Origin of the sequence: Rossellomorea sp. YZS02 (assembly GCF_033963925.1) — a bacterium.
Classification (GTDB): Bacteria; Bacillota; Bacilli; order Bacillales; family Bacillaceae_B; genus Rossellomorea.
The window spans coordinates 25,552-38,258 of the sequence record NZ_JAXBLY010000005.1; the positions used below are offsets into that span (position 1 = coordinate 25,552).

A 12,707-nucleotide genomic window follows, 5' to 3' on the forward strand; every position below is an offset into this window, starting at 1 on the left:
AAATTTTATTGAAATTTCATCCTTGTTGTTTTATCATAAAGTTGAAAGCGGTTTCTATATTTTCTGTCACCGCGAAATGCACGAGGGAAATTGAAAGATGGGTATAAAACGTAGGAGGAATCAGCATGCATGTTCAGCAACTTTTTAATAGTTTTAAAGAGATATTCAACTGTGGAGCGGACCGTGTTTTCTTTGCCCCTGGACGAATCAATTTGATTGGGGAGCACACGGATTATAATGGCGGGCATGTGTTTCCATGTGCCATCACGTTCGGTACCTATGCCGTGGCGAAGAGACGGGAAGACCGGTTGGTGCGACTGTATTCATTGAATTTTAAACAAACAGGGGTCATGGAATTTGACCTCGACGGGTTGGATTATGATCCAGGGCATGACTGGGCGAATTATCCGAAAGGGATGATCCGGTATTTGAAGGAAGCGGGACATTCCATCGAAAGCGGGATGGACGTCCAGTTCTACGGCAATATTCCCAATGGGGCCGGGTTGTCTTCGTCAGCATCCATAGAACTGGTGACAGGGGTCATGCTTCAAGGATTATTCAATCTTTCCATCGACCGGATCGATCTCGTCAAGACCGGACAAAAGGTGGAAAACGAGTTCATCGGCGTGAACAGCGGGATCATGGATCAGTTTGCCATCGGGATGGGAAAAAGGGGTGCCGGCATTTTACTGGATACGAATTCACTCCGATATGAATACGCGCCGCTGGATTTGGAACATCACAGCATTATCATCATGAACTCCAATAAACGCCGGGAGCTTGCGGGATCTAAGTACAATGAGAGACGAACGGAATGTGAGTCAGCTCTTCAAAGTCTGCAGTCGGTGACGGATATCGGATCCCTTGGAGAACTGACAGAGGAAGAATTCGAGCTCCATAAGGACGTCATCACAGATCCCATCAAACAGAAACGTGCCAAGCACGCGGTTTATGAAAATCGCCGCACGCTTCAGGCTCTTCGCTATTTACAAAATGATCAGCTTCAGAAGTTCGGGGATTTGATGAATCAATCCCATATCTCACTGCGGGACGATTATGAAGTGACGGGGAAGGAACTGGATGCCCTTGTTGAAGCCGCATGGAATCAGCCTGGCGTCGTCGGGGCGAGGATGACCGGAGCAGGCTTCGGCGGATGCGCGATTGCCATCGTGGAACGCGAGCAGGTGGAAGGCTTTATTGAAAATGTATCCAGGAAGTATGAAGAAGCGGTCGGATATGAGGCGACCTTTTATGTAGCGGATATCGGAAATGGTGCAACAGAATTAGATAAAGAGGTGATCGTATGAACGTGTTAGTATTGGGCGGTGCAGGATATGTCGGATCTCATGCCGTGTATCAGCTTGTCGAACAGGGATACAGAACCATCGTAGTCGACAGCTTGGAAACAGGACACAGAGACGCGGTTCATCAGGACGCTGTTTTCTATCAGGGAGATATCAGGGATAAGGATTTCCTGAAATCTGTATTTCAAAAAGAAAAAATTGACGGAGTCATCCATTTCGCCGCGAATTCCCTGGTCGGCGAATCGATGGAAAATCCACTCAAGTATTTCGATAACAATGTGTACGGTACTCAGGTAACCCTTGAGGTGATGAATGAATTCGATGTGAAGCATATCGTGTTTTCATCAACGGCGGCAACGTACGGAGAGCCTGAGATGGTGCCGATCACCGAAAAGATGAAAACGGAACCGACGAACGCTTATGGTGAAACGAAGCTTGCCATGGAGAAAATGATGAGATGGTGCGATGAGGCTTATGGGATCAAGTTTGTGTCCCTCCGCTATTTCAATGTGGCGGGAGCGCGCGGTGTGATTGGAGAGGATCATACCCCGGAGACCCATCTGATTCCGATCATCCTGCAGGTGGCCCTTGGTCAACGTGACCATATTACGATCTTTGGAGAAGACTATGACACGCCTGACGGAACGTGTATCCGGGACTATATCCACGTGGATGACCTGATTGAAGCGCATATCCTGGCCCTTGATTATCTGAAGCGTACAGGGGAAAGCAATATCTTCAACCTGGGAAGCAGCCAGGGCTTTTCGGTGAAAGAAATGATTCATGCTGCAAGGGAAGTGACCGGGCATCCGATTCCTGAGAAAATCGGACAACGAAGAGCGGGAGATCCAAGCAAACTGATCGCTTCTTCAGAAAAAGCGAAAGAAGTTCTGGGCTGGGAGCCGTCCCGAACCTCGGTTAAAACCATGATCGGGGATGCCTGGAAGTGGCACGAAACCCATCCGAATGGATACGACGACAGAAAGGGAGAGTGACGGAGGATGAGCATTTTCTTGACTGTGAACACATTGATTGAAAAAGCTATAACGGCGGGATTGATCGGGAAAGAAGATGAAGTCTATGCCCGTAACCGGATTCTCGCCCTTTTAAAATTGGAGACGTACAAGGCGGAAAAGACAGATTCATCCGATGGATCAGAGATACCTGATCTGCTCGAAACGATGACGGCTTATGCAGTTGACCACGCCATCATCGAGGATTTGTTCGATGAAAAAGAAATGTTTTCGGCAAGAGTGATGGACGTTCTCGTGGCGCGTCCATCCGACATCAATTCAAGGTTTGCTGGCCATTACAAAGAAGAACCCAGACAGGCAACGGATTACTTTTACAAGCTGAGTCAGGACAGCAACTACATCCAGACAAAACGGATCAGTCAAAACATCAGCTATCAGGTGGATTCGGACTACGGGGAACTGGATATTACCATCAATCTATCGAAGCCCGAGAAAGATCCGAAGCAAATTGCCCTTGAAAAAACCATGCCGAAAAAGGATCAGACGTATCCACAGTGCTTGCTTTGTGTGGAAAATGAAGGCTATGAGGGGCGGATCGGTCATCCTGCGAGGGCCAATCACCGGATGATCCGCCTGAATCTTGCAGGGGAACCCTGGATGCTTCAGTATTCACCTTATGTGTATTACAACGAACATTGCATTGTCTTATCGGAGACCCATCGTCCGATGGAAATCAATCGTGCCGGATTCGAGCGGCTGCTTCATTTTGTCCATCAGTTCCCTCATTATTTTGCCGGCTCGAATGCAGACCTTCCGATTGTGGGTGGATCGATTCTTTCACATGACCACTATCAGGGAGGGCATTACGAATTTGCCATGGAAAGGGCGGAGATCGAGTACACATTCTCGATGAATCGTCATCCTGAAGTGGAGGCCGGAATCGTCAAGTGGCCGATGTCCGTGGTCCGTTTAAACAGTGGTAGCATGGGAGAATTGCTTTCTGCTGCGGAAGAGGTTTTAACAAGTTGGAAAGAGTACAGTGACCCCGAGGCAGAGGTACTTGCCCTTACAGGGGACACTCCTCATAACACGATCACCCCCATCGCCCGTATGCGAGACGGGAAGTATGAGATGGACCTTGTCCTGAGGAACAATCGTACGGATGAAAAGCATCCCATGGGAATCTTTCACCCCCATGAAGATGTTCATCATATCAAGAAAGAAAACATCGGCTTGATTGAAGTGATGGGCCTTGCCGTCCTGCCAGCCCGCTTGAAAGGGGAGCTTCGGGAAGTGGAAAGCGCCCTTTTAGGTGAAAGTCATGATGTGGCAGATTATCATCTTCCGTGGGTGAAAGAGCTGCAGGACCGTTATCAGGACGTAACCTCTGATAATGTGTCAGCTATTGTGAAAGAAGAGCTCGGAAAGAAATTCTCTCGAGTCCTGGAAGATGCCGGGGTATTCAAAAGGGACGTGAGAGGACAGCAGGCATTCAAGAGATTTGTTGAAGGCTTTTGATCTGAATCAATATTGAAATAGAAATAAGAAACCAGGGAAAGAGCGGGTTTCTTATTTTCTCTATACTAAACTAAAGCGGGGGATCATTATGTTTTTAGGTGTCGATTATTATCCGGAACATTGGGATATCGGTTTGATAGATGAAGATCTTGCAAGAATGATAGATATGGGTGTCAACATGGTCAGGATCGGTGAGTTTGCCTGGCACTTGATGGAGAAGGATGAAGGTCAATTCGATTTTTCCTTTTTTGATCATGTCATCGAAAAAGTCAAAGCGAACGGAATGAAAGTGATGTTCGGGACACCGACGGCAACATTTCCAGCGTGGCTTGCAGGCAGTCATCCCGATATTCTGAATGAAGATATCAATGGCCAGAAGAAATCATTCGGCGGGAGAAGGCAGTACTGCTTTAACTCTGAAACGTATCAGAACTATTCGATGCGCATCGCTGAAAAGTTGATCACTCATTACCGTGACGAAGAAGCCATCGTTTCATGGCAGATCGATAACGAATTGGGGCATGAAGATAGTGACATGTGTTACTGCGGGAGCTGCCTGTGTGGATTCCAGGAGTTCCTACAGGAGAAATATGATTCCATTGACGAGCTGAATGAGCGTTGGGGAACGATTTTCTGGGGGCAGACGTATAACGGATTCTCTGAAATCCCGGTCCCTAAACAAACGATAACGGTCCATAATCCGGCGATGATGCTTGATTGGTCCCGTTTCCGCTCCACTTCGTTGAGTCAATTTGCTCTGAAGCATGTGGAACAGGCGAAGCGGTTGAAAGGGGATCATCAAACCGTGACGACGAATCTGCCTGGGGGGCTATTCGGAAAATGGTTTGATACAAATGAATTTTCCCGGGATCTCGATTTTGTTTCCTATGATAATTACCCTGTATGGGGAGGTCTGAAGGAACCGATTTCCCCCGCTCACCTGTCCATGACCCTTGATCTGATCAGAGGGCTGAAGAAACAGAATTTCTGGATTGTGGAAGAATTAATGGGGGCTCAGGGACATGATGTCATCGGATATTTACCACGGCCGAATCAGGCGAAGGTATGGGCGTGGCATGCGTTTGCCCACGGCTGCTCCAATATGCTGTTCTTCCGCTGGCGTGGGATGAACAGAGGAGCCGAACAATACTGCCTTGGAATCCTTGACAGCAACAACCGTACGACCCGGAAGTTCAATGAAGTAAAGCAATTTTTCAATGAAGTGAAAGAATATGAGAAGCTATTTGATTCTCCTGTAAAAGCGGATGTGGCTCTGTTATATGATTTTGATAATATCTGGTCATGGCGGATTCAGCAGCAGAATCCGAGCATCGACTTTACAGAAGAAGTTCTTCGTCTGTATGAACCGTTCCATAAGCAAAATACAGCGATCGACGTGTTGAAGTATGATCAGGATTTTTCAGGGTATAAGGTCGTGCTGGTACCTGTGCCACAGCTGATCGATCCTGAGTTGACTGAAAGGCTCGAGGAATTCACCAAGAACGGCGGGACGGTCATCGTGTCGTATCGTGCAGGAGTGAAGGATAAAGACAATAATCTCGTGTTCGGTGCGATGATTCCAGGAGGATTGTCCCCGCTGCTCGGCATTGAAGTGGAGGAATCCGAATCGCTTCATGAAGGGCAGTCTGTACCGGTCGTCTCCACGGTTTCAGATCGTGTGACGACGGCTGAGTACTGGCGTGATCTGGTGAACCCAACGACGGCGGATTCCCTTTATCGATACGATGACGCATTCTACAATGAATATGCCTGTGTGACAGAGAATACATTCGGATCGGGAAAAGCGTATTACATCGGAGCGGGAATCGGGCAGGGTGTCGTGGAAGAAATTGCGGCCAAAGCTGCTGGTGAGGCAGGTATCGAAACGATCGAAACCAATCCGGGAGTAGAGGTTGTCTCAAGAACCGTCGAAGGGAAGACATATAGGGTCATCATCAATCATAACGGGTATGAAGAAACGTTTGGTGAAGTGACATTACAGCCGTATGACTGCGTGATAGCGGAAGTGTAATAAGCAATTGAACGGAGAAAAGGAGGTGGATGTACATGAATGTGATCAAAAAACCTTTTGGTCAATACGAAGGACATGGGGTGGACTCGTACACGCTGCAGAATGATTCTGGAATGGAAGTAATGTTCATTACGTATGGAGGGGCCATTACGAACATGCTTGCCCCGGATCGTAAAGGGAAGTTTGAGAATGTCGTTCTGGGGTTCGATACGCTTGAACAATACGTTGAACATGAACACTATTACGGTGCGCTGATCGGAAGGGTCGCCGGGAGAATCGGAGGGGCCGGTTACTCTTCACATGGGAAGCGTGTAGAACTGACGGCAAATGAAAACGGCAATCATCTTCATGGCGGAGATAAAGGATTCAACAGAGTCATCTGGACAGTCGGGAACGTGGCGGTTGAAAAGGATGAGGTGAGTGTCTACCTCTCTTATCTGAGCCCTGACGGAGAAGAGGGATACCGAGGAAACATCAAAGTGGACGTGACGTATACGCTGACGAATGCAAATGAATTCACCATCGCATACCGGGCAGTCCCTGACCATGATACCCCCATCAATATGACGAGCCACAGCTACTTCAATTTGAGCGGCGATTACAAAGAGGACATCCTGTCTCACACATTGCAGATGAATGCGGATGAGATCCTTGATCTTGCCGGTGATCTTGTACCGACCGGAAAGTTGATTCCTGTAGAGGGGACTCCCTTTGATTTTCATGACGGAAAAACGATACTTGCCGGAATGCAGTCCGGTCTTGAGGAAGGGTATGACCATGCCTTTGTTTTAAATAAAAAAGACAGGGGAATCTCCCTCTGGGATGAAAAAAGCGGCAGAGCAATATCGGTGGAAACCGATCAGCAATCGGTCGTCCTGTATACGGGTAATCATCTCACCGATGATGTGTTGACCGGTGGCGTCCGTGGCCGGAGCCATCTTGGCCTTTGCCTTGAGACGCAAGGATTTCCCGATGCCGTAAATCATCCTCATTTTCCTTCGGTCACTGTTAAAAAAGGGGATGTGTACAGTGCTTCCACTACCTTTCGATTTCATGTCATAAACAGCGATGAAAATCAGCATTGATCGTCAGGTTTTCAGACAACGGTGGAATTTGCCACACCTTTCAGATGAGGGTGTGGCTTTTATGTTGGGCTGATTTCCCACTTGCAAAGGAAAATAGTCGTTTTTAACCATACCAAAAAGGGTAACCCTATAGTAAATACCAATATTTTCTTTAAACAATAGGAGGGACCCATATTGATCAGCCAAACAAGAGACATAGTACAGAAATCATTGAATGCATTACTCGAAGACCAGTCATTTTTACCGGAAGTGAAAGGTGAAACAAGGAAGAAAGCGTTTACTTCATTGACGTCGATTCTATCGACGCCGAATCATGTACATAAATCGTATTTGAGGATTCCGCTTGAGGACGAGAAGGTCGTCCGGATCCCGGCGTTCCGAGTGCAGCATAATAATGCCCTTGGACCATATAAGGGAGGTATCAGATTCCATGAGTCGGTGAATGAGGAAGAGGTCGTGAATCTGGCGTCGTTGATGACGTTGAAGAATGCTCTCCATGACGTTCCGTTCGGAGGAGGGAAAGGAGGGATCATCCTGAATCCCCGGGAGTATTCCGAGAAGGAGCTTCATTTGATCTCAAGGAAATATGTTCAGTACTTCAGTGATATCCTCGGACCCGACAAGGATATCCCTGCCCCTGATATGGGGTCGGGGGAACGGGAGATGGACTGGATGATGGCTGAGTACAAGAGCATTCGCCCCGGAATGCCCTATAGAGGGAGCTTTACAGGGAAAAGCATCGTAAATGGAGGTTCCCTCGGACGGCGGGAAGCGACGGGGAAGGGAGTGTTCTTTACATTCCGATACCTTGTCCATGATTTCCTGAGAGAGCAAAAGAGTCTCCTGACCAAGACGGATAACATCTTTGCGAAAACGGCCCTTGATTATGAAGACCGGCCCTTGACGGTTGCCGTCCAGGGATTCGGGAACGTCGGATCTGTCGCAGCACTTGAAGCCCACCAGTCCACTCACCTGCAGAACAAAGTGGTGGCGGTGAGTGACCGGAATGTGACGCTCTACAATTCAGATGGCCTCGATATCCCGGCTCTGGTCGAGTTCACGATGAAGAATAAAGGAGACCTGCCGACTGAAGAAGGGCAGTTGAAGGAAATAGATGTGACGGCTGAGATCCGTGAGCGAGACGAAGTCCTTTATCTTGACGTCGATGTCCTCATTCTTGCAGCCCTTGAGGATCAGGTCCACAAAGATAATGTACGGAAGGTGAAAGCAAGGGTCATCGTCGAAGGAGCGAATGCGCCAATCACTACAGAAGCGGATTCGTATTTAAGTGAGAAGGGTGTCATCATCATCCCGGACATCCTCGCCAATGCCGGCGGGGTCATCGTCTCCTACTTCGAATGGCTGCAGGGCAGGGAAACCCAGTTCTACACAGAGGACGAAGTATTCAACCTCCTCTACGACAAGATGAAATCCACCCTCGACACCGTCCTGCCACTCTTCTTCGGAGACCCATTCCCACTCCGACAGAACTGCTACATCCACTCCGTCATGAAACTCTCGACGGTGTTATATCGACAAGGGAAACTGTATTAACATTTGAGGGACGGACCTTTATTCCTAGGAGCAGGTACTAGGAATCGAGGTCCGTCCCTCTCATCTTTGAATCTATTACGGAGAGATGTTATAGTTGAGTTTAGAATGGGTTTGAACGAAACACTGGTTTGGTCAGGGGGTTATGAATCAGGATGTCTATTGATCGAAGGGCGTTGATTGTGGAGGCGGCGACGAAGTCTTTTTCGCTGTTTGGGTATAAGGCGACGACGATGGATCAGGTAGCGAAGCTTGCGAATGTCGGGAAAGGAACGATTTACACGTTCTTTAAGAATAAGGATGAGCTGTTTGAGGAGATTGTGTATAGCATGGTAAGGGAAATGAAATCATCAGCAGACCTTGCCCTCGATCCCGATAATAGCTTTTATGAAAATGTTCACCGGGCATTGATTACGCTTCTAGAGTACCGGACAGACCATCAATTGATGCTGAAGCTGATCGAAGAAGAGAAACAAATCGGCACTCGGGCAGTGGAGGAAATGCTACACCATATCGAGAATGAATTGCTGTCTTATATCAAAAGTAAGATTGATCGGGCTATGGAGAGTGGGCAGATCAAGACTTGTGACACGGAAGTCATTTCATTTATTTTGTTGAAGGTATACATTTCACTGGTTTCGGATTGGGAACGGAATCACCCGCCCCTATCGTCTGAGAAAATCGCCACAATCATGGAGGATTATTTACTGAATGGGTTATCCACGTAAATGGTCCTTTCTTTTTTGAATCCTATGACCAAATGGTGAAGATAGTCATATATTCGAAAGGGTTGATAAAATGAAAGGATTGCATTCACTCAAGGGAGAATTTCGTAATATCTTTACGAATAAGACCCTGTTGATTGCCGTCTTAGCCGTATTATTTATTCCTGTGTTATACAGTGGAACATTCTTATGGGCATTCTGGGATCCGTACGGACAGGTGGATCAGCTCCCTGTTGCGGTCGTCAACAATGATAAGGGTGCCGAGTTTAACGGCGAAGAACTGACAATAGGAAAAGACTTTGTAGAAGACCTGAAAGAGAACGACACATTTGATTGGAGGTTCGTAGACGAAGAGAAAGCCGATAAGGGTCTTGAAAGCCGGGACTATTATTTAAAAATTGAAATACCAGAAGACTTCTCTGAGCATGCCACGACCCTCGAGGATGTTCATCCTGAAAAACTGGAATTGATTTATACGGCCAATCAAGGATCAAACTATCTTTCTTCTAAAATAGGAGACTCTGCGATTGAAAAGATCAAGGAAGAGGTATCGGGTGCGGTTACGAAAACTTATGCCGAATCGATGTTTGACCAGATCAAGGAGGTCGGGGATGGACTGACTGAAGCGAGTGACGGCGCCGGAGAGCTGAATGATAAGCTCGGAGATGCCACATCGGGTTCCGGTGACCTTCATGACGGGATCCACACAGCTCATGAAGGAGCGAATAAATTGTCGGACGGACTTGGAGATGCCCAAGCCGGTGCGAATAAGCTCGACGATGGTGTCGGCTCCGTTGCAGCGGGTGCTGATAAGCTTGAAAATGGCGTCCATTCAGCCCGGAGCGGAGCGGGCGCACTGAAAGAGAATATCGGAAAAGCTCAAAACGGCGCAAAAGATTTGAACAGCGGAATCAACAGCGTGAACAACGGGGCTCAAACGTTAAATGAAAGGCTTAAGGAACTCGCCGGGAAGTCCACTTCCTTTTCATCAGAAGTCGATACGGCGTATGCGGGCTCCAAAAGGGTATCGGAAGGACTCCAATCCTTTGATGCGGCCCTCACCGACATGGCAGAAGGGAATCAAAAGCTCCTGACCGGGGCGAAGGATTCACTGGCAGGTGCGAAAGGGCTTGCGGGCGGCCTCCAGAAATCATTGGACGGATTGAATGAAATGAATGGTAGTTTGCCTGACCTTGCAACGGGGTCAGATCAGGTTGCTTCTCAAGCTCAAGCTTTATCCGGTAAGGCAGCTAAAATCAGCCATGATGTGAACGGTGCGGATACCGGTTCAACTGAGGTCAGTCAAGGGCTCAAAGAAGCAGCCGCCAATGTCGATACCTTGATTGAACAGGAACAAGACCCCGCACAAAAGGAAAAGTTGAAAGAATTGAAAGCATCCCTTAATGGGTTGTCTAATAAAAGCCAGGACGTAACCGATAAAGTATCTCAAGTATCAGGTACCGCTTCTGAATTCGGCACACAATCAGAAGAATTGTCCGCCCAGGCGCAAAACCTGTCAGTCAAACAGGCGGGATTAACCAATGGGTTTGATGAAATCACCAAAAGTCAGGCGGAATTGGCCGGAGGGGCAAATTCCCTATTGGATGGCCAGGACCTTCTAGTTGGCGGCCTTTCCCAGGTGGAGGAAAAGGTTTCAGACGCTCAACATGGGATCGACCGATTGGTTGACGGAAGCAATAAGCTGACGACAGGACTTGGAAAACTCGCCGGCGGAACAGACGCCCTCCAAGAAGGGTCTGCGAAACTAGCCAAGGGCTCCTCGGATCTCGCTGATGGAACCAGCCTCTTATCTTCAGGCTCCGATCAGCTTGTCAACGGTCTCGGCGGCCTGTATGCAGGTTCAGGAAAACTGTACAACGGACTTGGCGATCTCTCAAAAGGATCGAATGATCTGTCGGAAGGACTGGGAATGTTCTCAAACAAATTCAAGGATCTCATGAGTGGACTGGGAGAGCTCCGGAACGGATCTGTGGATTTATCATCCGGTCTCGGAGAACTGTCAGACGGGTCAACCGATCTGACAGATGGATTGAATAAACTGACGGATGGATCATCCGAGCTGAAGGATAAGCTTGCGGATGGTGCCAAGGATGCGAATGACGTCAACGCAAATGACGACATCTATGACATGTTCGCAAAACCTGTCACCCTGACCGACAAGCCGATTCATGATGTACCGAACTATGGAACGGGCTTTACTCCGTACTTCCTGTCACTCAGTCTCTTTGTCGGAGCACTCGTGATTTCGATCATCTTCCCGATGAGGGAACCGGCTGTCACACCAAGAAGCGGATTCGGATGGTTCATCGGGAAATTCGGCGTTCTCCTGTTTGCAGGGGTATTTCAGGCGCTGTTGGCCGATTCTATTCTTTTATGGGGACTCGGCCTTGAAGTGACGAGTATCCCGCTCTTTATCATGATGAGCATCCTGGCAAGCTGGACGTTCTTATCGATTGTCCAATTCCTGGTGACATCCCTTGATAATCCAGGACGATTCATCGGGATTCTCATCTTGATTTTACAATTGACAAGTAGTGCAGGAACGTATCCAATCGAACTGGTGCCTGAATTCCTGCAGCACTTCTCTAACTTCTTACCGATGACGTATACGATCAATGCATTCAGGGCCATCATCTCCACAGGTGATGTTGCGTTCATGTGGCATAATGTGATGTTTACCCTCATCTTCTTATTCGTTGCCATGGGAGGAACCATCCTTTATCTCACATTCAGATACCGTATCCTTCGCAGGAAGCACTATCGGGAAATAGAAGCATAATGGAAAACCGGAGACAGAGATCTCCGGTTTTTTTTCGTCAAAGGGTGTCTGATCCTCTGCTGAATCCCTATATAAAGGGTGAAAGGAGGTGAGGCACATGGCAACAGCGGATTTGAAATCGACGAGGATTCGTTTGGCTTTCAGTGATGGCCTGGACGAGAAGGGGAAACCTAAGTTTGCGTACAAATCTTATAGCTACATCAATCCCCTTGCAACGGCGGATGACATGAACAGTGCAGCGTTATCAATCGCAAGTCTTTCATCCAAAGTGCTTTCCAACGTGGAGAAGCTTCAAAGCTTCGACATCAATGAGTAATCGAGGTAAGGAATCATATCGGAAAGGAGGTATAGAGTATGGCAAAAGTATTGGAACTGGAGTTTAAAACCGAAGTGGGGAAGACCGCGAAGCTATCCATCAATGAGCCCATCGAGCCGATTGACACATTGGCGGTTAAGGCTGCGATGGACAACCTGATCGCGACCGATGTGTTCGGAGGTTCGACTGGTGCGTTTGTAAGTGTGGAAGGAGCGCGCGTAGTGGAGCGGAATGTGACGGATTATGATGTGATGTAAAATGAAAGCGCCCGGGAAGTCAGACATACTGACATTCCGGGCGTTTTTTGCATTTCCTCCATTCTACGAAACCACTAAAATCTCTCATTCTACCAATGTATGATCGTCCCCGCTTTTTTATCAGGTAAAAAAAATAAAAATTTTA

At 47.9% G+C, this 12,707-nt stretch carries 10 protein-coding genes; all 10 read left to right on the forward strand.

Features of this window, described 5'->3' with window-relative positions; all coding sequences use genetic code 11:
• The first annotated feature begins 125 nt into the window (after positions 1-125).
• The 10 genes from SLH55_RS06505 (at position 126) to SLH55_RS06550 (ending at position 12,562) form a co-directional block, all read left to right on the forward strand.
• Positions 126-1,307: a galactokinase gene (locus SLH55_RS06505; protein ID WP_320322953.1), complete on the forward strand. Its 1,182-nt coding sequence runs from the start codon at positions 126-128 to the stop codon at positions 1,305-1,307.
• A complete protein-coding gene (gene galE / locus SLH55_RS06510) occupies positions 1,304-2,299 on the forward strand; it encodes a UDP-glucose 4-epimerase GalE (RefSeq protein ID WP_320322954.1) in 996 nt (331 codons plus the stop codon). Before SLH55_RS06505 ends, galE begins: the two co-directional genes overlap by 4 nt.
• 6 nt (positions 2,300-2,305) lie before the next feature.
• Positions 2,306-3,796 (forward strand): UDP-glucose--hexose-1-phosphate uridylyltransferase, encoded by a 1,491-nt coding sequence (gene galT, locus SLH55_RS06515; RefSeq protein WP_320322955.1) that lies wholly within the window; start codon positions 2,306-2,308, stop codon positions 3,794-3,796.
• Between the two features lie 88 nt (positions 3,797-3,884).
• Positions 3,885-5,828 (forward strand): beta-galactosidase, encoded by a 1,944-nt coding sequence (locus SLH55_RS06520; RefSeq protein WP_320322956.1) that lies wholly within the window; start codon positions 3,885-3,887, stop codon positions 5,826-5,828.
• 35 nt (positions 5,829-5,863) lie between these two features.
• Positions 5,864-6,913, forward strand: a complete 1,050-nt coding sequence (locus tag SLH55_RS06525; protein ID WP_320322957.1) for an aldose epimerase family protein — start codon at positions 5,864-5,866, stop codon at positions 6,911-6,913.
• Positions 6,914-7,087: 174 nt separating this feature from the next.
• Positions 7,088-8,467 carry a Glu/Leu/Phe/Val dehydrogenase gene (locus tag SLH55_RS06530; protein WP_320322958.1) on the forward strand — a complete coding sequence of 460 codons (1,380 nt, stop codon included), beginning with the start codon at positions 7,088-7,090 and terminating at the stop codon, positions 8,465-8,467.
• 152 nt (positions 8,468-8,619) lie between these two features.
• Positions 8,620-9,192, forward strand: a complete 573-nt coding sequence (locus SLH55_RS06535; protein ID WP_320322959.1) for a TetR/AcrR family transcriptional regulator — start codon at positions 8,620-8,622, stop codon at positions 9,190-9,192.
• A 70-nt stretch (positions 9,193-9,262) separates the two neighbouring features.
• Positions 9,263-11,989: a YhgE/Pip domain-containing protein gene (locus SLH55_RS06540; protein WP_320322960.1), complete on the forward strand. Its 2,727-nt coding sequence runs from the start codon at positions 9,263-9,265 to the stop codon at positions 11,987-11,989.
• 97 nt (positions 11,990-12,086) lie between these two features.
• Positions 12,087-12,305 (forward strand): DUF1659 domain-containing protein, encoded by a 219-nt coding sequence (locus SLH55_RS06545; protein ID WP_219166438.1) that lies wholly within the window; start codon positions 12,087-12,089, stop codon positions 12,303-12,305.
• Positions 12,306-12,343: 38 nt separating this feature from the next.
• Entirely contained in the window at positions 12,344-12,562 is a 219-nt protein-coding gene (locus SLH55_RS06550; RefSeq protein ID WP_219166439.1) for a DUF2922 domain-containing protein, read from the forward strand.
• Positions 12,563-12,707 lie beyond the last annotated feature (145 nt).

Excerpts from the sequence above, each read along its gene's own strand:
- galE (WP_320322954.1), top strand. The coding sequence starts at position 1,304 with ATGAACGTGTTAGTATTGGGCGGTGCAGGATATGTCGGATCTCATGCC.
- SLH55_RS06540 (WP_320322960.1), top strand. The coding sequence starts at position 9,263 with ATGAAAGGATTGCATTCACTCAAGGGAGAATTTCGTAATATCTTTACG.
- SLH55_RS06525 (WP_320322957.1), top strand. The coding sequence starts at position 5,864 with ATGAATGTGATCAAAAAACCTTTTGGTCAATACGAAGGACATGGGGTG.
- SLH55_RS06545 (WP_219166438.1), top strand. The coding sequence starts at position 12,087 with ATGGCAACAGCGGATTTGAAATCGACGAGGATTCGTTTGGCTTTCAGT.
- SLH55_RS06535 (WP_320322959.1), top strand. The coding sequence starts at position 8,620 with ATGTCTATTGATCGAAGGGCGTTGATTGTGGAGGCGGCGACGAAGTCT.
- SLH55_RS06505 (WP_320322953.1), top strand. The coding sequence starts at position 126 with ATGCATGTTCAGCAACTTTTTAATAGTTTTAAAGAGATATTCAACTGT.
- galT (WP_320322955.1), top strand. The coding sequence starts at position 2,306 with ATGAGCATTTTCTTGACTGTGAACACATTGATTGAAAAAGCTATAACG.
- SLH55_RS06520 (WP_320322956.1), top strand. The coding sequence starts at position 3,885 with ATGTTTTTAGGTGTCGATTATTATCCGGAACATTGGGATATCGGTTTG.
- SLH55_RS06550 (WP_219166439.1), top strand. The coding sequence starts at position 12,344 with ATGGCAAAAGTATTGGAACTGGAGTTTAAAACCGAAGTGGGGAAGACC.